This window comes from Nocardia sp. NPDC003726, from assembly GCF_053586955.1.
Genome location: NZ_JBSFNF010000018.1, coordinates 42,799 through 66,272 on the forward strand (window position 1 = coordinate 42,799; position 23,474 = coordinate 66,272).

Consider the following 23,474-nt stretch of genomic DNA (forward strand, 5'->3'; position numbering starts at 1 on the left):
CCCCGTCACCCGACGGGGAGCCCGCCGCGTGTCCGGCCGGTCAGCTGTCGCCGTCCTTGCGGCGCCTGCGGTAACGGACGGTGCATGGCTGCGCGAGCTGCACGACCATCTTGGAGTGGTCGTTGCGGTAGCTGTCCGGCGGCTGGGTCATCTCGAATTCCCAGTCCCGCAGCAGCAGGGAGAAGATCGCCTTCAGCTGCATCAGCGCGAACGCCGCGCCGACGCAGCGGTGGCGGCCCGCGCCGAACGGAATCCAGGTCCAGCGGTTGACGAGGTCGGCCTGGTTGGGATCGATGTAGCGGCCGGGATCGAACGTGTCCGGATCGGGGAAGTCCTCCGGGATGCGGTTGGAGATGGCGGGAGTGGCAGCGACGTGATCGCCGGGTTCGATGCGATGACCGCAGACGTCGAATTCGCCGCGCGCCACCCGCATCAGGATGATCAGCGGCGGGTGCAGGCGCAGCGTCTCCTTGAGCACGGATTCCAGTACCGGGATCTGGCGCAGCGCGCCGAAGCTGATGTCCGAGCCGTCGGCGTAGAGCTCGTCGAGTTCGGCGACGACCCGGTCGAGCACCTCGGGGTGGCGCAGCAGTTCGATGATCGTCCAGGCCGCCGTGCCGGAGGTGGTGTGATGGCCGGCGAACATCATGGAGATGAAGATGCCGGTGATCTCGCTGGCGCTGAAGCGCGGTGCGCCGTCCTCGCCGGGGATCGAGATGAGCACGTCAAGCATGTCCCGGTCGTCCTTGCCGGTCGGCGGGTCGGCGGCCCGCCGATCCATGATCGCCTGCACCAGTTCGACCAGCTCGGCCCGCGCCTGGTCGCGGCGGCGGAAACTGTCGATGGGCGCGTAGGGGTCGACGTAGGCCAGCGCGTCGGTGCCGCGTTCCAGGTCGTGGTAGAGGTGGGCGAAGCGGTCGTCGAGGTCGTTGCGGAACTTCACGCCGATCAGGCACGCCGAGGAGGTGTAGATGGTCAGTTCGGCGAAGAAGTCGAGCAGGTCGATCTCGCCCTCCTCGCCCCAGCGCGCCAGCATCCGTTCCACCTCGCGGGCGATGGTGGCGGCGTGCCCGCGCATGTGCTCGGCGCGCAGCGCCTGGTTGTGCAGCATTTCCTTGCGGCGTTCCGGACTGGCGTCGAAGACGACGCCCTCGCCGAAGATCGGCTTCATGAAGGGGTAGGCGGCGGCCTGGTCCAGATCATCGTCGCCTGCGCGGAAGAAGAATTCGTTGGCCTCCGCGCCCGACAGCAGGATGACCTGGCGCCCGGCCAGATCGAACGAGCCGACGTCACCGCATTCCGCGCGGACCCGGCGCATCAGCCCGATCGGATCGACGCGGAACTCCTCCAGATGACCGTGCTCGTGGTCGCCTCCGGATACCCGGCGTGGTTTCACCAGAGTCATTGGAAATCCTTCCCCAGATAAGTGTCCGAGTTTTATGATGGACACGTGTCTGGACAGTACTACGGTTAGCGAGCCTCCGGCAAGACGCCGACCGTGACCGTCGTCTGTCCGGCCACAGGTGTGCCGCCGTCTGCGCACAGCCCGCGACGAGAAGTGATCGGTGGTTTCGAGATGAGGTTCGGCAGCCGAGCCATGCTGGTGACATGGCGGTTACTGCGGTTGAAAATCGCCGGAGCGGCGTTGATCCTGCTCGTCGTCGCGGTGGTCGCGGTCGCCGCGGCGATGTACGCCGGGCGCTTCCGCTCGACGGTGGCCGTCACCGTGGAGACGCCCCGCTCCGGCCTGGTGCTCGACACCGATGCCAAGGTGCGGATGCGCGGCGTGGAACTCGGCACGGTGAGCGCCGTCGAGTTCCGCGGCGACCGGGCGCGTCTGCGCCTCGCGCTCGATCCCGAGCTGCTGCGGCTGGTGCCCGCCAACGCCACGGTGGATATCCGTTCGACCACCGTATTCGGCGCCAAATACGTGAATTTCGTGGTGCCGAGCGCTCCGTCGCCGACGCCGCTGCGCCCGGGCGCGACGATCCGGGCCGAATCCGTCACCGTCGAATACAACACGCTGTTCCAGCGTCTGAGCGAGGTGCTGGCGAAGGTCGAACCGGGTGAACTCAACGCCACGCTGGCCGCGTTGGACACCGCGCTGCGGGGACGTGGCGAGCGGTTGGGCGATCTGCTCGCTCGCGCCGACGACTACCTGCGGCAGATCAACCCGAGCCTGCCCGCGCTGCGGCGCGATCTGTCGTCCGCAGGGCGGGTCACCGGACTCTACGCCGACACCGCCCCCGACCTGCTGCGCACGGCCGCCGACGCCACCGCGACCAGTGAGACGCTCGCCCGCGGCGCGGACGATCTGGATGCCGTGCTGCTCAATCTCATCGGTTTGGCCGACACCACCCGGTCGGCGCTGACGGACAACGAGCAAGGACTCACCGCCGCGCTGGAGACCCTGCGACCAACGGGCTCGCTGCTCGATACCTATTCGCCCGTGCTGTTTTGCGTGGTCACCGGCATCGCGAAGGCTCTTCCCGCGGCGGAAGCCATTATCGGCGGGAACAAACCCGGGGCCATCTTCAACGCGAGTTTCATGTATGGCGCGCAGCCCTATGAATATCCCGGCGACCTGCCGAAGGTGAACGCGACCGGCGGGCCGCGCTGCGACGGGATTCTCGACCGGGTTCCCGATAGTCACGCCGATTATGTGGTCACCGACACCAACGAAGGCGCGCCGTTCACTCCGTCCATGACGGTCGTGCCCAACGCCCCCAAGGTGTTTCAAATCCTTTTCGCCGGCATGCCGGGAGTGCCGCGCTAGTCGACGGCGGCTGCTTCCGGTTCGGAAGTGTGCTCACGTAGGACGGTGTGCGGAGTGCCGTGATCGGCGACCCGGCCGTCTCGCAGCAGCAGGCAGTGGTCGGCGCGCAGGGCGTCTTCGCGCCGGTGTGTCGCGTGCACGACCGTCACCCCGTGGGCTCCGACCAGGCGGATGGCGTCGGAGATCTCCCGCTGCGCGGCCGCGTCCAAGCCGGTGGTGGGTTCGTCGAGCAGGAGCAGGTCGGACTCCTGGGCCAGTGCCTGGGCGAGCAGCGCGCGTTGGCGCTGGCCGCCGGAGAGGCTGTCGAGCCGGCGCTCCGCTAGGTCGGCGATGGCCATGCGGTCCAGGCACGCGCGCACGATGGCGCGATCCTGGCGGGTGAGACGCCGCCATGCGCCGCGCCGCGCCCAGCGCCCCATGGCGACCGTTTCGCCGACGGTGAGCGGCAGGGTGGCGGGAACGGCGCTGTGCTGCACCACGAATGCCGGTCGCCGCAGATGTTCCCTGCGCACGGTTCCCGCGGTGGGTGCGATGACACCCGCCAAGACGCCGAGCAGGGTGGATTTGCCGGAGCCGTTGGGCCCGACGAGGGCGGTCACCTGGCCGCCCGGGATCGTGGCGGTGACCTCGCGCAGCACCGGATGTCCCCGGTAACCGGCCGTCACCGCGGCGACATGGACAGCTGACGGCATGAGACTCCGATCACTCATTGAAATGAAAACCGTTATCATTGTAGAGTGCTGCGTCATGGAGTGGTTGGCCCCGTTCGAGGTGTCGTTCGTGCAGCGGGCGCTGTGGGGCGGATTGCTCGTGTCGTGCCTGTGCGCGCTGGCGGGGACCTGGGTGGTGGTGCGCGGCATGGCGTTTCTCAGCGAGGCGATGGCGCACGGCATGCTGCCCGGCATCGCGATCGCCGCGCTGCTGGGCGGGAATCCGCTGCTCGGCGCGGCATTCAGCGCGGCGGCGATGGCCGTCGGCGTATCGGTGCTCGGCCGCAGCACGCGCTTCGCCGCGGACATCGGCATCGGGTTGCTGTTCGTCGGAATGCTGTCGGCGGGCGTGATCATCGTGTCGCGCTCGCCCTCGTTCGCGGTCGACCTCACCGGCTTCCTCTTCGGTGACGTGCTCGCCGTCGGCGAGCGTGACCTGTGGTATCTGGTCGCGGCCACGGTGCTCGCGGCGGTGCTCGCCGTGCTGGGCCACCGGGCGTTCGTGGCACTCACCTTCGATCCGCGCAAGGCGCACACCCTGGGTTTGCGGCCACGTCTGGCGAACGTGGCGCTGGTGGCTCTGGTGACTCTGGCGATCGTCGCGTCCTTCCATATCGTCGGAACCCTGCTGGTTTTCGGTCTGCTGATCGCGCCGCCCGCGGCGGCCGTCTACTGGACGCATCGCATTCCGTCGATCATGCTCACCGCCGCGGCGCTCGGCGCGGTGGCCACCTTCGCCGGGCTGCTGATCTCCTGGCACGCGCGCACCGCCGCTGGGGCGACCATCGCGGCGACGGCCGTCGCGCTGTTCTTCGTCTCGGCGTTGTCGTCCCGGTTGCGTGATCGGATTCGAGGCCGGCGCGTGCCGCCGCAACCGCTTGCCGTCCTGCTGGCCCTGTCCGCGATCACACCGCTGATCGGTTGCACGACAGAGGATTCCACCGATCCTGTGGAGACGACGCCGCACGGATACGTGGCCGGCGCGCAAGAGGCCGATGAGGCGCAGCCACGGCTGGTCGTGGCAGACGCGGCGACCGGCGCCGTGCGGGTGGTCGACCTCATCACCGAGGAGGTCGTCGACCTCGGGCGGGCGGAAGGCGCGGGCCGCCTGACCGCCGACGGGCGCTTCGCCTTCTTGCCCGCCCGCGACGGCGTGCGGATCGTGGACGCGGGCACGTGGACGGTCGACCACGGCGACCACGTGCACTACTACCGCGCACCGGTGCGCGATCTGGGCGCCGTCGCCGGCGGTCCGCTGTCGGCCGCGCACGCCGAGGGCGCGGTGACGGCACTGATCGCCGAAGCCGGTGGCACCACGCTGCTCAACCGGTCCGCGCTGGGCAGCGGCTCGCGGCAGGTGCACGGCGTGATCGCGGACGCGGCCGCGGTGCCGTACGCCGAGCGCCTGCTGGTGGCCGCGCCCACCGGTGACCGGATCGAAGTGCGCACCCGAGACAACGCGCCCGCAGGGGTTCTCGCGCAGCCGTGTCCACGCCCGCGCGGCTCCGCGGTGACCAGGCGTGGTGTCGTCTTCGGTTGCGCCGACGGCGCTTTGGTGGTGAGGGCCCGCGACGCGGTCTTCACCGGCGAGAAGATCCCCTATCCGCCCGGCAGCTCCGAAGACGATCGCGCGATCGAGTTCTTCCATCGTCCGGGCAGCGCGACGCTGGTGGCCGAGGCGGGCCGGCGCGGCGTGTGGGTGCTCGACGTGCGGCGCAAGACCTGGACCGCCGTGGACACCGGTCCGGTGGTGGCGGCGAACACGGCGGGGGAGGACGCGGCACTGCTGGTCCTCACCGCGGACGGTCTTCTGCACAGTTACGACGTCGGGTCCGGCCGGGAGTCCGCCGCGGCGCGACAGCTCACCGCGCCGGTGCGCGACGGCGCACCCGCGCCGGTGATCCTCGTCGACGAGCATCGCGCCTACGTCAACGATCCCGCGGCGCGGGTCATCCACGAGATCGACTACACCGACAACCTGCGCACCGCGCGCACCTTCCGCCTCGACATCGCGCCCACGACGATGGTGGAGACCGGCCGATGAGACGAGTCGCCCGGTGGTGCGCGCTGGTCGCCGTCGCCCTGCTCAGCCTGACCGCATGCTCGAATGCCGACGCCGATCGCGGCGGAATCGTGGTCACCACCAACATCCTCGGCGATCTCACCCGCGCCGTCGCGGGCGACGCGGTCGAGGTCACCGTGCTCATGCAGCCCAACGCGGACCCGCACTTGTTCGCCCTCTCCGCCCAGCAGGCGGCCCGGCTCGAACGCGCGAACCTGATCGTCTACAACGGTCTCGGCCTCGAGGAAAGCGTGCTGCGCAACGTCGAGGCGGCCGAGAAATCCGGGGTGGCGGCGGTGGCCGTCGGCGCGGCGATCGATCCGATCGACTACTCCGCGGACGAAGCGGACGGCGGGCCGGATCCACACTTCTGGACCGACCCGCGCCGGGTGCGCAAGGCGGTGGAAGTCATCCGGGACCGGATCGTCGAGCGGGTCGACGGCGTCGACGCCGCGGCCGTACGCGCCGGAGCCGACCGCTACCTGACCGAACTCGACGGGCTCGACCGTTGGATGACCGAGCGGTTCGCGACGATTCCCGTCGAGCGGAGGAAGCTGGTCACCAACCATCACGTCTTCGGTTATCTCGCAGAGCGATTCGGCTTCGAGGTGATCGGCGCCGTGATCCCCGGCGGGACCACGCTCGCCTCACCGAGCCCGTCGGATCTGTCCGCCCTCGCCGGAGCCATCCGGGTCGCAGGAGTGAGCGCGATCTTCGCCGACTCATCGCAACCCGACCGATTGGCCCGTGTGCTCGCCGAACAGGCGGGCGTGCACGTGCGGGTGATCTCCCTGTTTTCGGAATCGCTCACCGAACCCGGCGGCGGCGCGGGCACCTACCTGGAAATGATGCGGGCCAACACCGAGTCGATCGTGCGCGGCCTCGCCCCTTAGTACCCCGAACACCAGAACGAAAGACGGAGTAGCTCATGCCCGTTCGGTCAACCACGAAATCGACCGCCCTGATCGGTCTGCTGACCTTGGTGCTCGCCGGTTGCGGGGCCGGCACTACCGCCGAACGCGACGCCCCGCGAATCGCCGATCCCGTGGCGATCACCTACGACGGCGGCATCCACGTACTGGACGGCGCCACCCTCGAACTCGCGGGCACGGTCGAACTGGACGGCTTCAACCGGCTCAATCCCGCCGGCGACGACCGCCACCTGATCGTCTCGACGAACGCGGGTTTCCGCGTCTTCGACGCTCGCGCGGCGAAATTCACCGATGTCCAGTTCCCCGGCCCGCATCCAGGGCACGTGGTCCGGCACGCCGGACGGACCGTGCTGTTCAGCGACGGCACCGGCGAAGTCGTCGCGTTCGACTCGGCCGATCTCGCCGATGGCGCGCCCGAGACCGCGACCTATCGCGCGGCCGCCCCGCACCACGGCGTCGCGATCGAACTCGCCAACGGCGAACTCGTCGTCACGCTCGGCACCGAGGAGAAGCGGACCGGCATCGTGGTGCTCGACCGCGACCGCGCCGAGAAGGCGCGCAACGAGGACTGCCCCGGTGTGCACGGCGAGGCGACCGCCGCGGGCGAGGCCGTGGTGATCGGCTGCGAGAACGGTGTGCTCGTCTACCGCGACGGCGTGATCAGAAAAGTCACCAGCCCGACCGAGTACGGCCGCATCGGCAACCAGGCGGGCAGCGCAGAGTCGCCGGTCGTCCTCGGTGACTACAAGCAGGACAGGGACGCCGAACTGGAACGCCCGCAGCGGGTTTCGCTGATCGACACGGTCACCGGCACGTTGCGCCTGGTCGATCTGGGTACCAGCTACACCTTCCGCTCGCTGGCTCGCGGCCCGCGCGGCGAAGCCCTGGTGCTGGGCACCGACGGCCGCATTCACGTCATCGATCCCGTCGCGGGGGCCGTCGTGCGGACCATCCCCGTCACTGGTTCCTGGCAAGAGCCGCTGGAATGGCAGAAGCCGCGACCCGCGCTGTTCGTCCGCGGCGACATCGCCTACGTCTCCGACCCCGGCGCGAAGCAGCTGCACCGCGTGGACCTGAACACCGGAGCGAAGACGGCGAGCGTCACGCTGCCGGACACGCCGAACGAAGTGAGCGGCGTGGCCGGGCACTGAGTGCGCGCCCAGCCGGACCTCGGCCGGCGTTCGCAGGCGCTGCCACGCGAACGCCGACGATATTCGTGCGAGGAATCGCGTCGCGACGGGTTAGGTTGACACGATGCCGCTGCGACACGAGCCGGACGTTTCGAAGGCCGAGTGGTTCACCAAGGGCGACGATCCGTGGACGCAACTGTGTTCGATCGGACCGAGTGGATTCGCCAGGTATGCCCGGCTGTTCCATCCGATCGCGCCCGAGGAGGATTCGTCCGATCCCGGCATCCTGCTCAACTACGAGGGCGACCTCGACGTCGAGACGCTGCGGCGACTGTGCGGCATCCTCGCCGGGCACACCGCGACGCCGGAGGAGTGCTATTTCGGGCTCTGGGAGGGCTTCGGCGATATCTACGGCGGCTCGTCGGTCGCGGTGGCGTTCCGCGTGGACGGGGAAGCGGATCTCGCCTCCGCGCCCACCGTCGGACCGGCCTTCCCGCCAGAAGTGATCGATGGGCCGCGGGTGCGCATTCCCGCCCGGGACTATCTGCTGTTCCGTGGGCCGCTCGACGAGGCAGGACAGTGGGGGGCCGCGGACCTGGTTCCGGGCTGGTCGCGGACGATCAACAGCCCGAATCTCATCTGGCCCGCCGACCGGGCCTGGTTCGTGGCGACCGAGATCGATGTGCCCTGGACCGGCGTAGCGGGCAGCGCCGCGCTGATCGAGGCATTGCGCGACGATGCGGAACTGGACGTGGAGGAGGTCGTGCCGTCGGGCGAGCTGTCCTATTGGCGGAACGGCACGTGAACGCCTCGTAGTCGCCGAGGCGTGAATCCGCGGCCCGACCGCCGCTACGGTGGGATGGCATGGACACCGCTGTGCTCGCGCCGCCAGGGTCCGCGCGCGTCTCCCCGGCGTCGGCGTGGGGCCGGTTCTCCAGGATCGCGCAGCTGCGGCCGGTGGTCCTCGCGGCCGGGTGCCTGGTCGTGGTGCAGCTGGCGATCCGCTGCTGGGTGGCAGGCAGCGGGTTCTTCTACTGGGACGATTTCATACTGGTCGGCCGGGCGGCCCGCTACGGACCGTGGTCCACCGATCTGCTGCTGTACGACCACGACGGGCATTTCATGCCGCTGGCCTTCGTCACGGCGTGGGCGGTGAACGCGGTGGCGCCGCTGGTCTGGGCCGGTCCGGTGGTGGCGCTGCTGATCATGCAGCTCGCGGCGTCGGCCGCCGTGGTCCGCATGCTGCTGCTGTTGGCGGGCCCGCGCCTGCCCATCCTGATTCCGCTGGTGTTCTACCTGTTGTGCCCGTTGACCATCCCGGCGTTCGCCTGGTGGGCCGCCGCCTTGAACGCACTGCCGCTGCAATTCGCCCTCGCGTGGGTGATCGGGGACGCGGTGCTGCTCGTGCGCACCGGTCGTCGCCGGTACGCGGTGTCGGGGATCGCGGTGCTGGTGGTGGCGCTGCTGTTCTTCGAGAAATCGGCGGTCGTGCCGTTCGTCGCCTTCGCCGCCGCCGCGCTGGCCCGCCACGTCGACGGCGACGCGGCCCCGATCGGCGCGGTGGCGCGGCGGGGTGCGGCGCTGTGGATCGGATCGGCCGCCGTGCTCGGCTTCTGGTCCATCGCGTACCTCGCGGTGGTCGACGGCCCGGGTCTGCCCGACGATTGGAACGAGTTGCGCGACCTGCTGCCCACCGCCGCTTCGCTGGGGATCGTGCCCGCGCTGTCCGGCGGGCCGTGGGTGTGGGAGCGGTGGCTGCCGTCGACGCCGTGGGCCGATCCCCCGGGCTGGGCGGTGGTCGCGGCTTGGCTGGCGCTCGCCGCGGCGGTGGCGCTGACCATGCGCGCCCGGCAGCGGATCGCAGCGGTGTGGCTGACGGCGGCGGCCTACGTCGTGATCGCGCAGCTGGCCGTGGCGCTGGCTCGTGGCGGGCCGAACACCGCGGCGGAGGTGATGCAGTCGCTGCGCTACTTCGCCGACCTGGCGGTGGTCGCGGCGGCCGCGGGCGCGCTCATGCTGCGGGCTCGTCCCCGGCCGTCCCGCGGGCGGCCGCGCATGGCGCTTCCGGTCCGGCCGCTCGCGGTGGTGGTGACGGCGGTGTTCGTCGTGAGCAGCCTCTGGTCCACCTGGACGTTCGTGCGATCCTGGCGGGCAGGCCCGTCCGAGACGTACATCACGAACGTGAGGTCGGCGCTGCGCGCGTGGGACGGCGCGCCCCTGCTCGAGCAGGAAGTGCCGTGGAACGTCTTGAATCCGATGGCCTATCCCCAGAATCTGACCAGCAGCGTGCTGGCCTCCGTAGCCGCCCCCGGCACGTTCGCGGCTTCGACACCGCACCTGCGCATGATCACCGACGACGGTGCGATCGTCGACGCGGCCGTCTGGTGGAACCGGTCCATCCTGCCCGGACCGGAGCCCGGCTGCGGCTACCGCGTCGACGGAACCCGGTCGACGCTCCTGCGCCTCGACGGCCCCATGCTCGCGAACAAGTGGACCGCGCAACTCAACTACGTGGCCGGTCGTGACGGGGTGGTGAGCGTCGCCATGGAACACGGCGAACCAGTGTCGGCGCCGGTGCGGAAGGGGCTGAACACGGTGTTCGTGCGACTCATAGGTAGTGGGTCGGCACTGCGGATCTCCGCCGGTACCCCGGGGCTCGACCTGTGCGTCGGCGTCGGACCGGTCGGCGTCGCGTCGTACGACAACTGAGCCGCCGCCCCCCGGCAAGCCCGTGGGTCGATTCGTTCGGGCTGACCGATCGGCTTGCGGACCGATCCGCCTGATTCCGAAGCGGTCCCGTGCGGAGCCGAGTCGAAGCCGCCTCGGCGCGGTTCGCCGCGTCGCCTCGACACGCAGCGTCAGATCGCGAACTTCTACTACGACACCGCGCTGAGCGGATCGGCCGCCGCGATGGCGAGCGTGCTCGCCGTCACCGCGCGCGAGCACATCGTCTTCGGCTCCGGCTGGCCCTTCAGCGCGCTCACCCTGCCGCAGACCGGCACCCACGGTCCGGCGCCGGGGCTCACGACATCTTCGACGCCGATCAGCGGATGGAGATCGAGCGGATCAGTCCGCTGCGGCAGCTGCTCCGGCTGGCCGCCGCGGTCGGCGCGTGAGCGCTCGCTCAGTTCAACGCGACGACGGTCTCGGCCGCGGCGCGGGCGCGCGACAGCGCCTCCGGCACCGGAATCCGGCCCAGATACATCTCGGCGAGGATCGGGTCGACGGCGCGCAGCGCGGCCGAAAAGCCGGGGCCGCCACCGGATGAGATCCGCGGGCCGCGCAGGACGTCGAAGAACGGGGAGACGTCCACTCCCTTCCCGGCCCAGTAATCGCGGTAGCGCTGCTGTTCGGAGACAACCGCCGGGATGGTGGCGCCGCCCTCGGCCAGGTGGCGATTGCCCGCGCCGCTGCCGAGCCAGGCCAGCACCCGGCGCACCGCCTCCGGATGCCGGGTGGCCGCGTTACCGGCGACGCCGATCGCGTTGTTCGTGCTCACCCGCCCCGCCGGGCCCGCGGGCAGCAGAGCGACGCCCCATTCGAAGCGGGCCTGTGCTGCGATCTGCGCGAGAGTGAACGTCCCGGACTGCAACAGCGCCAGTTTTCCTTGTAGGAAGGCATTTTTCGCGAAATCGGGATTGGCGTTGGTGTCCGCGGGCGATGGCGCGAGCCCATCGGCGATCAACCGCACCACATAGTTGAACGCGGTGACGCCCTGCGGGCTGTCGAAGACGAAGTGACCGTCGTCGTTCTGGAAGCGGGCTCCGTTCGAGCCCAGATACGGCAGCTCGATGGACTGGAAGTCGTGACCGGCGTTGTACGCGTACGGCGCGACCGCCGCCAGCCCGCGCAGCAACGGGCGCAAGGTGTCCTCGCCACTCGGACTCCACCGCGCCGTGTTCAGCTCGGTGGGATCGATGTGCGCGGCAGCGAGCAGGGCGCGGTTGTAGTACACCGCGGTGCCTGCATCGACGAATTGCGGGACGGCCCACAGCTTCCCGGCGCGGGTGTACTGCGCGACCGCCGAGGGGTCCCACGCTGTCGCGGCATCGGGACCCAGCGTCGCCCCGATGTCGAGCAACCGGCCCGCGTCGGCGTAGTCCTCGTACAGATTGGTCAAGAACAGATCGTCGGCGGTGCCACCGGCCACGTCCAAGCGCAATTTCTGCTGGTAGGACGACCACGGCACCACCGTGATCCGCACCGCGACGTCCGGATTCGCCCGTTCGAACTCCGCGAGCGAGGCGCGGTAGGCGGGCACGAGACTCTCGTCCCAGATCCGCAAACCCACCACGGTGCGGCCGGACCCGTCGACGTCGCGGCCGAGCCACAGGGCCGCCGCGACCAGCAGCGCCGAAGCGAGCGCGAGGGCGAGCGCCACGCGGGTCGAGGTCCTCATTTGACTCCCGTCCACGCGATCGAGCGCAGCACCTGCCGCTGGCAGATCACGAACAGCACCACCAGCGGCGCGATGGCCAGCGTCGTGGCCGCCATCACCAGGGTCCACTGCGCGTTGTAGCGGGTCTGCAGATTCGCCGTCGCCACCGTCAGCACTTGCCACGAGCGCCCGCTGCCGGCGACCAGCGGCCACATGAAGTTGTTCCACTGCGAGACGATCGTGATGAGCGTCAAGGTCGCCAGCACCGGCCTGCTCATCGGCACCATGACGTGCACGATGATGTCGAGGGTGTTCGCGCCGTCCAGGCGCGCCGCGCCGATCAGCTCCTGCGGAATCGCGCGAAAGTACTGGCGCAGCAGGAAGATCGCGTACGGCGATCCGAACACGAAAGGCAGCACCAGCGCCCAGAACGTGTTCAGCAACTCCAGCCGCGCGAACATCAGATACAGCGGGATCAGGGTCACCATCGGCGGCACCATCATGGTGCCCAGATACACCCAGAACAGCGCGTCGCGGCCCGGGAATTCGGTGCGCGCGAAGGCGTACGCCGCCAGCACCGACGTGACCAATTGCCCCCCGGTGACGAACACCGTCATCAGCGCGGTCACCAGCACCGCACGCCCGAACCCGTAGTCGAGCACGGTCCGGAAATTGTCCGCGGTGACCGGATGGGGGAGGGCCAGCGGTGACCCGGTGGCGAACTGCCCGGGTGTCTTCACGGCGGTGAGCGCGCTGAGCAGCAGGGGCGCCACGGTCAGCAGCGCTCCGGCCGAGAGCACCGCGTAGGCCGCCGCCGAACGCAGCCGATCAGATCTCATACGTGGTCCGATCCCGGAAGTAGCGGTGCTGCGCCACGGTGATCGCGAACATCACCGCGAACACCACGAGCGCCATGACGGCGGCGCGACCGGGACGCGCGGCGTCGAACGCTTCGGTGAAGATCCGCATCGCGAGCACATCGGTGCGGTCGCCCGGTCCGCCTCTGGTCAGCGCGTACACGGTGTCGAAGGTCTGGAACGCGGTCAGCACACCGGTGACCAGTACGAAGAACATCGTCGGGCGCAGCAGCGGCAGGATCAGCCAGCGGATCCGTCGCCAGCCCGTGGCGCCGTCCAGCGCTCCGGCGTCGAGGATCTCGCTCGGAATCGCGCGGATCCCGGCCACGAAGAACAGCGCCACGTATCCGAAGTTCGCCCACACGCTCACCGCGGCCACCGACGGCAGCGCCAGCGCCGGGTCCGACAGCCATTCGACGCGCCTGCCGAGCGCGGCGTTCACGGCGCCGCCGGTGGGAGCGAACATCCACTGCCAGACCACGCCGACCGCCACCGGCGCGCACATCCACGGCAACGCGTACATGACCCGCAGGCTCGTCGCGCCGCGCCGCCGGGCCAGCAACGCCGCGACCGCGAAACCCAGCACCGTCTGCGCGGGCACCACGATCGCGGTCAACGCCAGCGTCACCAGCATGGCGTGGCCGAAGGCGGCATCGCCGAGCACCGACCGCCAGTTGCGCAGCCCGACGAACTCCATCGGTCCCAACAGGTTCCAGCTGTGCAGACTGAGCCAGGCCACCACCAGAATCGGCAGCACGAGGAACGCGCCGACGCCGATCAGGCTCGGCAGCAAGAGAACATAGCTCGTCACGCCGCGACGAGCCCCACGCCGGTTCATGTGCTGCGACGTTACCGCCCTCGCCCGCCCCGGCACGGCGGGCGGGGGCCGGTGGTCAGTTGGTCGGACCGCCCGCCACGTAGATCACCTGGCCGGAAACGAAACCGGCGCCCTCGCTCACCAGGAACGAGGCGGTGTGCGCGATGTCCTCCGGCGTGCCGACGCGCTGCACCGGGATCTGCGCGGCGGCGGCCTTCTGGAAATCCTCGAAGGAGACGCCGACGCGCTCGGCGGTGGCGGCGGTCATGTCGGTGACGATGAAGCCGGGCGCGATGGCGTTGGCCGTGACGCCGAACTTGCCCAGCTCGAACGCCAGCGTCTTGGTGAAGCCCTGCAAACCGGCCTTCGCCGCCGAATAGTTCACCTGGCCGCGATTGCCCAGCGCCGAGGTGCTGGACATGTTGACGATCCGTCCCCACTTCTGTTCGACCATGTGCTTCTGCACCGCGCGGGTGAGCAGGAAGGCGCCGCGCAGATGCACGTTCAGCACCGCGTCCCAGTCGTCGACGCTCATCTTGAACAGCAAGTTGTCGCGCAGGATGCCGGCGTTGTTGACCACGACGGTCGGGGCGCCCAGTTCGCTCTCCAACTGCGCGACGGCGGCGGCGACCGACTCCTCGTCCGACACGTCGGCGCCGAGCGCGACGGCCCGCCCGCCCGCCTCGGTGATCGCGCCGACCGTGTCGGCGCAGGCGGCCGCGTCGAGGTCGAGAACCCCGACCCGAAGCCCGTCCGCCGCCAAACGCTTGGCGATGGCCGCGCCGATCCCTCGCGCGGCGCCGGACACTACTGCAACTCGCTCGCCCATGAGCGCGTCCCTTCGTCGATCGGATGTCGGATCGGATCAGTCATACCGCACCGCCCCGCATGGCCGGGGGCGGACAGGTCGCCGAATCGCCGCCGGGGAATCAGCGCAGACCTCGAGCGGAAGGCTTGCCCTGCTCTCGACCCGGATGCTTCGATCGGCACGTGACCGATCAGAACGAGGTTCCCCGTATCGTCAGCGCCAGCCGTGAGATCAACGCGGGTCAGGCGGAGATCTTCGAGCTCATCGCCGACCCCGCCGAGCAGCCGCGCTGGGACGGCAACGACAACTTGGCCGAGGCAGCGGCGGGGCAGCGGGTGCGGGAAGCCGGAGCGGTGTTCAGCACCACCTTGACCAACGGGGCCGTGCGCGACAATCACGTGGTGGAGTTCACCGAGGGCAGCCGTATCGCGTGGCGTCCGTCGGAACCGGGAAAACAGCCGCCCGGTCACCTCTGGCGCTGGGAGCTGGAGCCGGCGGCCGAAGGCCGCACCCGGGTCACCCACACCTACGACTGGACGTCGCTCACCGACGAGAAGCGTCAGGTCCGCGCACGCGCGACCACCGCGGACAAACTGTCGGCCTCCCTCGACCGGCTCGCCGAACTGGCCGAGCGGCAAGCGGTTTCGCCGCGGCAGTAGTCCCGCCAGCGGTGGGCAGGAACCGGGACGGTCGCCGAATATCGTGGTCTCGGAACACGCACGCCGGACCGCCGCGCGGTCCTGCCCATTCCGCAGGGAGGACGCTATGAAGGCTTCGAGGATTCTGCTCTGTGCCACTTCGTTCGTGGCGGCATCGGTCATCTCGGCGGCCACCGCTGGCATCGCCGCCGCGCAGCCGGTGGTGGACGTCGTGGCGGGCAAGAAGTGGATCGTGGTCAGCGTGACGCCCCAAGGCGGGGATCGCCCGGAGTGGTGCCGAGTGGATCCCTATTTCGGCACGCCCGAGACCGTCAGCCTCGAAGTCGCGCCTTCCGGCAATCTCTTCGTCGACAACGTCGCCCCCGGCCCGCACCGGGTGTCGGTGTGGTGCCCGAACGGGGGCGCGAGCACGCACGACGTGGTGGTTCAGGGCTGAGAGGCACGGCCGCGCGGGTGACCCGGCGACAGGACACATCGCCGCCCGGTACACCTCAGCGCGGTGCGGCCCCTCGGGACAGCAGCAAGCCGATGAGACCGGCTTCCTGCCCCTGAGCGGTCATCATGTCGCGGACCAGCTGCTCGAACCATGCCGCCGTTCAGCAGGCTGTCCGCCGCCTGCGGGCCGGTCGGCGACAGTCCGGTAACCTTGCCCCAATGACCTCGCCACGCCGTGGGAACAGGGGGCCGAAGGCGGCGGCCGGCAATCGAGCGGCCTTGATCCAAGCGGCGCGAGAGGTCTTCGCCGACAGCGGGTTCGACGCGCCGTTCAGCTCCATCGCGCGGGCCGCCGGGGTGGGGCAGGGCGTGCTCTACCGGCACTTCCCGACGCGCGAGAGCATCGCGCTCGCGGTGTTCGAGGAGAACATCGATGGCATCGAGGCGCTGGCGGCCGATTCCGCGGTGACCGTCGACGATCTGCTGGCGATCATGGTCGATCAGATCACCACCTCGGCGGCGTTCATCGCGATGATCCATCCCACGAACACCGACGACATGCGCCTGTTCGAGGTGGCGCGCAGGCTGATCACCCTCATCGGGGAGAAGCTGGAGGATCCGCGCCAGCGCGGCACGGTGAGTGCCGACATCACCACCACGGACGTGGTGCTGGCGTTGGCGATGCTGGCGGCCGTGCTGTCGAAGACCGACGCGCAGTCGAAGAAGGAGACCGCCCGGCAGGCATGGGCGTTGCTCGACCGCGCGCTGCACGACTGACGGCGCGGACGGGCCTGTCGCGTTTCACGCCGCGCGATCGATCGACGCCAGTGCGTCGGCGACGCGCTCGAGCGAACGGATCACGTGCAGAAGTCCATTGCCGAATTCGCGCTGCGCGAAATCTATTCCGGTTTCCGCCGACCAGCGAGCGAGCAACCGGTGTACCGTGGCGTCGGCGCCGCTGGTATGCGATTTCACCGCGGCGGCGTGTGCGTGTCGTTGTGCCGGATCGTGCACGGCGGCAATGCCTTCGGCGGTATGTGCGGCGGAGTCACCGATGATGTCCACCAGTTCGACGAGTTCGTCGGCCAGCCCGATCAAGTCGTGGATCTGGGCGATCTCGGCGGCGATCGCCATGTGGTCGATGCAGCAGCGCAGCAGGACGGCGAGCCGGCGCAGGTGCCGGGGCAGCGGGCCGACCGGCGCGCCAGGGGGGATGAGGCCGGCCAGGCGATGCCGGATGCTGAACGGATCGACCGGGGGAGTGCGGAACTCGGCGAGGACGATGGCGCCCGCGCGTAGATCGAAGGCGGTCGCGGTGAGCGGGTCGTCCGGATCGGCCCGGCTCGTAGACGTTCGCATACCTCTCCTGGGATCGTCGCCGAGACGCCGACTTGCCCATGCCGCCCCCTCGGTCGCCGGTGGAATCGTCGCGTCGCGCACTGCCGACAGGCTATTGCTGGCAGATAGCTCATGACTGTATGCCGGACCTGTGCATGATCCGGATAGTGTTGTCCGGTAGGTGATCAGTCTGAACCATTCGCGCGATGTCGTCAAGCCGTCGGCGCGTCGTGTCTCATGGCCGATCTGGCTGCCCGCAGAGCGGTGGATCAGGATGCAAGGTTCGAAATTGGCTGGTGTATCGGGCCATTGGGCAATTCTTCCGACGTAACGCGGTCAGGTTTCGCGCGGTGCCGATGGTGCGCGGCCGTTTGTGTCCCCCTTGTCTCGCGGCGAGGAAGGTGATGTCGGACGGTGGGGGTGTCCGGATCGGTAGGTGAATCGACCAGTTTGGCCAGTTGGTTGCCAGATGGTGATGCAGGTCACAATTCGACTCGTTCGAAGCGGCGTCATCGAATCCGCGTCCGCCTTAGTGTGTGTGCGGCAGAACCTTCCGGCGAGGGCGCGGCGACCCACTTCCACCCGCCGTCTCCGCTCACCGGATCCTTCGCTGGTTCGGCACGCGGCCGCCCGACGGCGGCGCGACTCGCTGATCGCTCTGGCCGGCGCGATGGCTGGTACCCCATCGCAGTCGGTGTCCGCGGCCGGACCTGTCGGTACTTTCGTTGGTGCTACCGGGATGGGAACCATGGCTGTACGATCCGTCGATTACGTTGACCGAGGCGCCCCAGCATCGCGCTCCTTCACGCAATGGCGAGCCCAGGCTCGCCGGTGCCCACATCGGTACCGCCTGGCGGTGGTCGCCCCCGATATCGCGGACGTCGTGCGCTGGACCGGCGGGTGGCTGTTCGATCGAACCGTCGCGGGCTGGGAGGTCACCGTGCTCGTGGCCGAGCGCGCGGATACCCGCCCGCTGCGCATCCTGGGGGCCGCGGTGCTCGACCTCGAGCAGTTCTCGGCCGCGCCGGTGCGGGAGACCTGGCCGCAGGCGGTCGCCGTCGCCGCCGAAGCGTATCGGTCCGACGGCAGGGTCCGGGACGGCGTGCTCGACTGTCTCGACCGCGGGCTCACCGAGGTGACGATGTGGGGAGAGGATCTTCCCGCCGAACTCGACCGTCGGGTCGGCACGGTGCAACACCGCGTCAGCTCGGCCGGCCGGGCGTTCAAGACGTGCGCGCTACGAGCCGCGGGGCTCGCCACCCATACGGCCGGCCCCATCGAGGTGTTCCGGACCGCGATGACAGCGCGGACACACCCCGGCTACGGCGTCGACCTCGTGCCCGCCGGGTGATCTGCTCGCGTGCCCGCTCGGCTGATCGTCACGTCGCCGTGCCGGACGTGTACCCACGTCAGGGGGCACGGTAGGCCGCCGGGCAGTAGCGGCCGGTTGTCGAACCGTGGCCGTCCGACTTCTCGGGACCGGCGCGCGGAGGCCGGTCCCGCGTATGGCGACCTCAGACGCAGAAGCTGACGCTTACCGGACCCAGCGGAATGTTGAGGCAGACCGCGACCGACCCGAGGGCGTTCGTCGTCGGCGCGGGTGACGCCGGTGCGGCCGAGGCCGCCGGGGCGAAGAGGGCGCCGATGGTCAGCGTGAGAGCGGTGGCGGCGATCGCTTGCGTGGCTTTGGTGATCATCGTGATGTTCCTTGGCTGAGCGATTGGGCGATCCGGAACCCGACCCGGCGACGACGATCCGAGTCCGGGGTGACTCTGCTCAGATCATCCGCTTATGAGGTGGTGGGGACAAGTGCTCGCGCGACGCACCAACGGCGGGCGAGGTCACGACGGGAAGTGGATCACCTGGTTGGAGAACAGCGCGTCGGGGTTGGTGATGTGATTCGCCGCTGCGACGACTCCCACTCTGGTGTCCAGGTCCCCGGGGCCGTACACGTCCTCGCACAGCGTGCGCAGCGTGTCGCCCGCGATGGCGTGACGGCGGTTCAGGCCGGGCACGATGAGCACGTGCCCTGGATCCGGTTCGGCGCCCTCGGGCAGGTGGTTGGCCCGTTCGATCATCAGGGCGAGGTGCGCGTCGCCGTACCAGCGCTCGGCGAGGATCGCGAGGCTTTCGCCTTCGACCACCGTGTGGTGACCGACATCGGCCAGCTCCGGCATGTGCAACCACGCGCCGCGCTGGATCGCCCGTTGCGCCACACCGTTGACGACTTCCCAGATGAGCTGGGTGCCGGTGTCCTCGGTTCCGTAGTAGCGCTGGGTGATCTGCTTGCGCGCCGCGGTCGAGTCGGTGGTGGTGACGAGATGCCGCCGCGTGATGTAGGGGATCAGGAGTTGCTGTCCCACGTCGATCGCATTGGGATCGGCGAGATGGTTCTGGCGTGCGATCGCCGGGAACAGGCTGCTGTCTCCGTATTCCCGGTGCGCGATCGCGGAAAGGGTGTCGCCGGGTTGTACTTCGTACTTCTTCATCTCTTCGGCCTTTCTGGAAGTGCCGACGGCCGGCGGCGTGTACCTCGATTCCGATTGTTTCCACCGCGCGCCTGCCGTCCACGAACGGTTGTCGCGCTACCGAATGCTCGTCGCGTTCGGCGGCGGGATCGTGCGTAGACGACTACTCGTTTTCGGCGGCTCTCCCTTCCGCTGCGCCGGGCGGCGTGCCGGGTACCCGGATGCTCGCGCGGATACGCGGGCCGGGTCGCTCAGCCGGTGCGGGGCTCGGACGGCGGATCACGGCGTGTCCGTGCCGGGGAGCCAGCTGTGACCTGGGCGGGTCCATTGCCGGTCCTTGATCATGCGGCGGGCGGCTCGCTTGTTGCGTCCGATGAGGCGTTCGAGATAGAGCAGGCCGCCGAGATGATCGGTTTCGTGCTGAAGGCAGCGGGCGAGGTAGCCGGTGGCCTCTACGGTGACGGAGCGACCGGTCACGTCGACGCCGGTGACCTCGGCCCGGTGCGCTCGCCCGGTGGGGTACCACTCGCCCGGTACCGACAGGCATCCCTCCACGTCGTCGTCGGGGTTCGGCATCGTCTCCGGGATCGGGGATGTCCGCAGGACCGGATTGATCACGTGCCCGCGGTGCCGCCGGCCCCCGTCGACGAGGTCGTAGACGAACACCGCTCGTGGGTCTCCTACTTGGTTCGCGGCCAAGCCCGCGCCGTTGGCCGCGGTGTTGGTGTCGAACAGGTCGTCGATGAAGGCGGCGAGGTCGTCGTCGAAAACGGTGACGGGGACCGCGGGCGTGGTCAGTCGCGGATCGCCCGCGATGAGGATCGGTCGAACAGCCATAACCGGCAGGGTACTCAAATGCGAGTAGTCGTGTCAGACTAGATCGGTGAACGAGACCCGGTTGTTCGTCCTCGCCGCCCTCGCCAAACGCGGTCCGATGCACGGACATCAGCTGCGCCGCGATGCTCGCCTCGACCGTGCCGACCTGTGGTCACGGGTCAAGCCGGGGTCTCTCTACGGCGCCCTGCACCGGATGGCGGGCGAGGGATTGATCCGGCCGCTGCGCACCGAGCAGGACGGCGCGCTTCCCGCTCGCACCGTCTACGAGATCACCGCCGAAGGGCGCAGGGAACTGCGCGCCCTGCGTGACGAAGCCTTCACCGAAGTCGACATCCGGCCCGACCCGGTGGATCTCGCGTTGGCGGTCAGCGACGACCTCGACCGCGAACTGCTGCGCGGATACCTCGAAGACCGCCTCGCCGCACTGCGGGCGCGACGCTCCAGGATCGAGCATCAGCTCGACCGCCGCTGGCCCGACCAGACCATGGCCGACGACCTCATCGTGGAACATGCCACCATGCGGATGGAAGCCGAAATAGCCTGGCACGAACGGGTTCTCGGCGATATAGACAAGCTCGACGCACGTCGCTCCTGACGGTGGCGCACGTGGTCGCGCGTGGCGATGTTCGTGCGGCGAGAAGCGGTCGGCGACAGGTGTTCGCGTAAGCGGTGACCGGACAGTTCTTTTCGATCGTGTGAAGAAGCTCCGCGGCTGATTCGACGGCTGCGGGCCGGGTAGCACCAAGACGTGGCGCGAAGAGCCACAGTCGGTTTCATCCGCTACCGAAAGGAGCAAGTGATGGCAGACCAGAACAACCCGGGCCAGTTCGGCAACCGTTCCGACACCGAGGAACAGGCGCGTCGCGGCGGCCAGGCCAGCACCGGCAGCTTCGGCGATCGTCACTCCGCCGATCCGAGCGAGGCCGGCCGCAAGGGCGCCGAAGCGCAGCCCAACGAAGCGAAGGTGCGTGGCGGACAGCACAGCCACAGCGGTCGCTGACCGCGACCGAACACGGGCCGGGCGGTACAACCGCCCGGCCCGTTTCGTTGTGCCGGGAACTCTTCGGTCGCGCTGGGGGACAGCGCGGGCGCTGCTGCTTCTATGTGACTAGTAATTAGCAGAGAAAAGATCGACCGATGGGCCCTGTTTTCCTGCCGTCTCGTCGGAGATCAGCCCGGAGCCGGCTTGCTGGACCTGCGTCCGACTGCATCGAACATGCTGATCATGCACGCGAACTGGGTGATCCGGCTGGTTGCGCGCCGTGGTGTGATCGGTACCGCGAAGTTGCGGAAAAGTAAGGACAACTGGCCGTGTTGCTTGCTAAGTTAATGACTGTTCTTATCGCTGCGACGGCGATGAACGAGTGTCGCCGGCCTTTCGTCGCATCATCACGGCGGCGCTCGGCTCAATGAGGAGTGGCGCAGACATGGATGGATTCAGCAGGCGCGACGCGTTGAAGGCCGGTGGGGTGCTCGGCGCGTTCGGCGCCCTGGCCATGGTGACCCCGGCACGCGCGGAGCCGTGGACGTGGTCGCCGCAGGGTTCGGTGGCGGGCTACGGCGAAGGAGCCGACCCGCTCACCGTCTGGGATCCGGAGGCGGATCAGTTGGTCGCCTCCGTGATCGACCGGGGGGAAGTGCCGAGGGTCAACGAGTTGTTGCGCACCTGGACCACGAACGGTCAGCCTCTGCCGGACGGGTTGCCGGCGGATCTGCGCGACTTCATGGAGTACGCGCGTCAGCTGCCGCAGTGGGCCGATCGCGGCAAGCTGGCCACCGCCGTCGATTTCAACAAGAAGCGCGGGCTGTACCTCGGCGTGCTCTACGGGCTGGCCAGCGGCATGATGAGCACGGTCATTCCCAAGGAGGCGCGGGCGGTCTACTACTCCAAGGGCGGTCACGACCTGAAGGACCGCATCTTGAAGACCGCCAAACTCGGTTACGACATCGGGACCGCGAATGCCTATGGTCCCGACGGCGAGATGGTCGTGACCTGTGTGAAGACCCGGCTGGTCCATGCCGCCGTGCGTCACCTGCTGCCGCAGTCGCCGCACTGGGTGTCCTCCGCCGAGGAGGACATTCCGATCAGTCAGAACGACATGATGGTCACCTGGCACAGCCTGCCGACCACCGTGATGAAGCATCTGACCGCGTGGCAGGTGCCGATCCCGCCCGCCGAGTCGGAGGCGTTCCTGCATTCCTGGCAGGTGGGCGCGCACATGCTCGGCATCAAGGATGAGTACATACCCAACTCGTGGGCGGAGGCGAACTCGCAGGCCGCGCAGGTGCTGGATCCGATCTTGGCGCCGACCCCGGAGGGCGCCAAACTGGCCGACCGGCTGCTGCGGCTCGGGGCCAACCTCGACTTCACCGTCCTCACCAAGCCGGTGCTCGGCGCCTTCACTCGCTTCCTGCTCGGCGACCGGATCGCCGACGGGCTTGCCATCGCCAGGGAGCCGGTCTGGGACCCGCTGCTGCGGGTGAGCTGGGGGCCGTTCATCGCCGTGCGCGAAGGCCTGCTGCCCGTGGTGCCGCTCGCGCCGGACGCCTACTGGCTGTTCGACGAATTCCTCCGCAGGGCGGCGCTGCTGTATCTGGCGGAACTGCGGATGCCGATCAGCATCGAGATCCCGACCATGAATCGAGACATGAGCCAGCCGCCGCGCTGAGTCGCCGGACGCCGATGCGCTCCCTCTGGAGTGCATCGGCAGTAGCTGGTAAGTTACTCGTTATTCTTTGTAGTACATTGCCGAGGTGGGTGACACCTCTCCGCAGGGGCCGGTCCCACGGCCGCCGATCGGGAAGTGAACAGCGCCTCCCACTCTAAGTTATGAGGAGTTCCGCAACGTGAGCCATAGGATGTCCGGTCCGGCGCATGGCTCGACCGCCTTGCGATCGATGTCCAAGGGTGGCGCGGAGCAGGCCGGACGGACAGTGCGGTCAGCATGACGAACCCGCAGCATATCCGACACATTCATATCGAATCCGGCGCGTTGGTCCTGGACTACCGGGCATGCGCGGAACAGGCCAGGAGCGTGGCCGCCGACTTGGCGCACAGCCACCCGGAGCTGATCGTCACGATCGATGACGACGTCCACGTCGAGTTGCCGGAGCTGCCCTGCGGCGGTCTGTGGCGGTGATCGGGTTCCCGGGAAGGTCGATCTCGCCGGCCGCGGTCGGCCGGAGTCGCTGCCTACGCGCATTCGCGTAGACGACGGCGATCGGCTGCGTCGGTTGTCGTAGCCGCTCGCGCATCCGGGGCGCGGC

General features: G+C 69.0%; 25 protein-coding genes. 14 read left to right on the top strand and 11 right to left on the bottom strand.

Features of this window, described 5'->3' with window-relative positions:
- Positions 1 to 40: 40 nt before the first annotated feature.
- Positions 41 to 1,405 (bottom strand): cytochrome P450, encoded by a 1,365-nt coding sequence (locus ACWDMM_RS22760; protein WP_449939372.1) that lies wholly within the window; start codon positions 1,403 to 1,405, stop codon positions 41 to 43.
- Between the two features lie 171 nt (positions 1,406 to 1,576).
- Here ACWDMM_RS22760 and ACWDMM_RS22765 point away from each other — a divergent pair, with 171 nt between their 5' ends.
- Complete coding sequence (locus ACWDMM_RS22765) at positions 1,577 to 2,776, top strand: MCE family protein (RefSeq protein ID WP_449939374.1); 1,200 nt, start codon at positions 1,577 to 1,579, stop codon at positions 2,774 to 2,776.
- Here ACWDMM_RS22765 and aztA read toward each other — a convergent pair.
- Positions 2,773 to 3,468, bottom strand: coding sequence for a zinc ABC transporter ATP-binding protein AztA (aztA, locus tag ACWDMM_RS22770; RefSeq protein ID WP_449939376.1), 696 nt, complete (start codon positions 3,466 to 3,468; stop codon positions 2,773 to 2,775). The genes ACWDMM_RS22765 and aztA overlap by 4 nt on opposite strands.
- A 55-nt stretch (positions 3,469 to 3,523) precedes the next feature.
- Here aztA and aztB point away from each other — a divergent pair, with 55 nt between their 5' ends.
- The 5 genes from aztB (at position 3,524) to ACWDMM_RS22795 (ending at position 10,319) form a co-directional block, all read left to right on the top strand.
- Positions 3,524 to 5,530, top strand: coding sequence for a zinc ABC transporter permease AztB (gene aztB, locus ACWDMM_RS22775; RefSeq protein WP_449939378.1), 2,007 nt, complete (start codon positions 3,524 to 3,526; stop codon positions 5,528 to 5,530).
- Positions 5,527 to 6,441 carry a zinc ABC transporter substrate-binding protein AztC gene (aztC, locus tag ACWDMM_RS22780; protein WP_449939381.1) on the top strand — a complete coding sequence of 305 codons (915 nt, stop codon included), beginning with the start codon at positions 5,527 to 5,529 and terminating at the stop codon, positions 6,439 to 6,441. Before aztB ends, aztC begins: the two co-directional genes overlap by 4 nt.
- A gap of 35 nt (positions 6,442 to 6,476) precedes the next feature.
- Positions 6,477 to 7,631 carry a zinc metallochaperone AztD gene (gene aztD / locus ACWDMM_RS22785; RefSeq protein WP_449939383.1) on the top strand — a complete coding sequence of 385 codons (1,155 nt, stop codon included), beginning with the start codon at positions 6,477 to 6,479 and terminating at the stop codon, positions 7,629 to 7,631.
- A 103-nt stretch (positions 7,632 to 7,734) separates the two neighbouring features.
- Positions 7,735 to 8,415 carry a hypothetical protein gene (locus ACWDMM_RS22790; RefSeq protein ID WP_357106071.1) on the top strand — a complete coding sequence of 227 codons (681 nt, stop codon included), beginning with the start codon at positions 7,735 to 7,737 and terminating at the stop codon, positions 8,413 to 8,415.
- Between the two features lie 59 nt (positions 8,416 to 8,474).
- On the top strand, positions 8,475 to 10,319 hold the full coding sequence (locus ACWDMM_RS22795; RefSeq protein WP_449939385.1) for a hypothetical protein: 1,845 nt from the start codon (positions 8,475 to 8,477) through the stop codon (positions 10,317 to 10,319).
- 167 nt (positions 10,320 to 10,486) lie between these two features.
- On the opposite strand, the gene ACWDMM_RS22800 is transcribed toward ACWDMM_RS22795, so the two are convergent.
- From ACWDMM_RS22800 to fabG, 5 genes are all read right to left on the bottom strand, one after another.
- Positions 10,487 to 10,636 carry a hypothetical protein gene (locus tag ACWDMM_RS22800; protein WP_195081489.1) on the bottom strand — a complete coding sequence of 50 codons (150 nt, stop codon included), beginning with the start codon at positions 10,634 to 10,636 and terminating at the stop codon, positions 10,487 to 10,489.
- 98 nt (positions 10,637 to 10,734) lie between these two features.
- Positions 10,735 to 12,009, bottom strand: a complete 1,275-nt coding sequence (locus ACWDMM_RS22805) for an ABC transporter substrate-binding protein (RefSeq protein ID WP_449939386.1) — start codon at positions 12,007 to 12,009, stop codon at positions 10,735 to 10,737.
- The gene (locus tag ACWDMM_RS22810) at positions 12,006 to 12,827 is read right to left on the bottom strand and encodes a carbohydrate ABC transporter permease (protein WP_195081491.1); all 822 of its coding nucleotides are present in this window, start codon (positions 12,825 to 12,827) and stop codon (positions 12,006 to 12,008) included. The genes ACWDMM_RS22805 and ACWDMM_RS22810 overlap by 4 nt, the downstream gene beginning before the upstream one ends.
- Positions 12,817 to 13,683: a carbohydrate ABC transporter permease gene (locus tag ACWDMM_RS22815; protein ID WP_195081492.1), complete on the bottom strand. Its 867-nt coding sequence runs from the start codon at positions 13,681 to 13,683 to the stop codon at positions 12,817 to 12,819. The genes ACWDMM_RS22810 and ACWDMM_RS22815 overlap by 11 nt, the downstream gene beginning before the upstream one ends.
- A gap of 55 nt (positions 13,684 to 13,738) precedes the next feature.
- A complete protein-coding gene (gene fabG / locus ACWDMM_RS22820) occupies positions 13,739 to 14,491 on the bottom strand; it encodes a 3-oxoacyl-ACP reductase FabG (RefSeq protein WP_195081493.1) in 753 nt (250 codons plus the stop codon).
- Positions 14,492 to 14,652: 161 nt separating this feature from the next.
- Between fabG and ACWDMM_RS22825 the strand changes: the two genes are divergently transcribed.
- The 3 genes from ACWDMM_RS22825 to ACWDMM_RS22835 all read left to right on the top strand — a co-directional run bounded on the left by ACWDMM_RS22825 (position 14,653) and on the right by ACWDMM_RS22835 (position 16,341).
- Positions 14,653 to 15,129 carry an SRPBCC family protein gene (locus ACWDMM_RS22825; protein ID WP_195081494.1) on the top strand — a complete coding sequence of 159 codons (477 nt, stop codon included), beginning with the start codon at positions 14,653 to 14,655 and terminating at the stop codon, positions 15,127 to 15,129.
- A 106-nt stretch (positions 15,130 to 15,235) separates the two neighbouring features.
- Positions 15,236 to 15,565 carry a hypothetical protein gene (locus tag ACWDMM_RS22830; RefSeq protein ID WP_195081495.1) on the top strand — a complete coding sequence of 110 codons (330 nt, stop codon included), beginning with the start codon at positions 15,236 to 15,238 and terminating at the stop codon, positions 15,563 to 15,565.
- 218 nt (positions 15,566 to 15,783) lie between these two features.
- Positions 15,784 to 16,341 carry a TetR/AcrR family transcriptional regulator gene (locus tag ACWDMM_RS22835; protein ID WP_195081496.1) on the top strand — a complete coding sequence of 186 codons (558 nt, stop codon included), beginning with the start codon at positions 15,784 to 15,786 and terminating at the stop codon, positions 16,339 to 16,341.
- A gap of 24 nt (positions 16,342 to 16,365) precedes the next feature.
- On the opposite strand, the gene ACWDMM_RS22840 is transcribed toward ACWDMM_RS22835, so the two are convergent.
- Positions 16,366 to 16,923 carry a hypothetical protein gene (locus tag ACWDMM_RS22840; protein ID WP_195081497.1) on the bottom strand — a complete coding sequence of 186 codons (558 nt, stop codon included), beginning with the start codon at positions 16,921 to 16,923 and terminating at the stop codon, positions 16,366 to 16,368.
- 835 nt (positions 16,924 to 17,758) lie between these two features.
- Here ACWDMM_RS22840 and ACWDMM_RS22845 point away from each other — a divergent pair.
- A complete protein-coding gene (locus ACWDMM_RS22845; protein WP_195081498.1) occupies positions 17,759 to 18,253 on the top strand; it encodes a hypothetical protein in 495 nt (164 codons plus the stop codon).
- A 163-nt stretch (positions 18,254 to 18,416) separates the two neighbouring features.
- On the opposite strand, the gene ACWDMM_RS22850 is transcribed toward ACWDMM_RS22845, so the two are convergent.
- The 3 genes from ACWDMM_RS22850 to ACWDMM_RS22860 all read right to left on the bottom strand — a co-directional run bounded on the left by ACWDMM_RS22850 (position 18,417) and on the right by ACWDMM_RS22860 (position 20,207).
- Positions 18,417 to 18,599, bottom strand: coding sequence for a hypothetical protein (locus tag ACWDMM_RS22850; protein WP_195081499.1), 183 nt, complete (start codon positions 18,597 to 18,599; stop codon positions 18,417 to 18,419).
- A 144-nt stretch (positions 18,600 to 18,743) separates the two neighbouring features.
- Positions 18,744 to 19,391, bottom strand: a complete 648-nt coding sequence (locus ACWDMM_RS22855; RefSeq protein ID WP_195081500.1) for a LysM peptidoglycan-binding domain-containing protein — start codon at positions 19,389 to 19,391, stop codon at positions 18,744 to 18,746.
- A 258-nt stretch (positions 19,392 to 19,649) separates the two neighbouring features.
- Positions 19,650 to 20,207, bottom strand: a complete 558-nt coding sequence (locus ACWDMM_RS22860) for a peptide deformylase (protein WP_357106097.1) — start codon at positions 20,205 to 20,207, stop codon at positions 19,650 to 19,652.
- Positions 20,208 to 20,253: 46 nt separating this feature from the next.
- Between ACWDMM_RS22860 and ACWDMM_RS22865 the strand changes: the two genes are divergently transcribed.
- The 4 genes from ACWDMM_RS22865 to ACWDMM_RS22880 all read left to right on the top strand — a co-directional run bounded on the left by ACWDMM_RS22865 (position 20,254) and on the right by ACWDMM_RS22880 (position 23,347).
- On the top strand, positions 20,254 to 20,802 hold the full coding sequence (locus ACWDMM_RS22865; RefSeq protein WP_195081502.1) for a PadR family transcriptional regulator: 549 nt from the start codon (positions 20,254 to 20,256) through the stop codon (positions 20,800 to 20,802).
- 204 nt (positions 20,803 to 21,006) lie between these two features.
- Entirely contained in the window at positions 21,007 to 21,207 is a 201-nt protein-coding gene (locus tag ACWDMM_RS22870) for a hypothetical protein (protein ID WP_195081503.1), read from the top strand.
- Between the two features lie 427 nt (positions 21,208 to 21,634).
- A complete protein-coding gene (locus tag ACWDMM_RS22875; protein WP_357106100.1) occupies positions 21,635 to 22,876 on the top strand; it encodes an oxygenase MpaB family protein in 1,242 nt (413 codons plus the stop codon).
- A gap of 276 nt (positions 22,877 to 23,152) precedes the next feature.
- Positions 23,153 to 23,347, top strand: a complete 195-nt coding sequence (locus ACWDMM_RS22880) for a hypothetical protein (RefSeq protein WP_195081505.1) — start codon at positions 23,153 to 23,155, stop codon at positions 23,345 to 23,347.
- Positions 23,348 to 23,474: the final 127 nt, after the last annotated feature.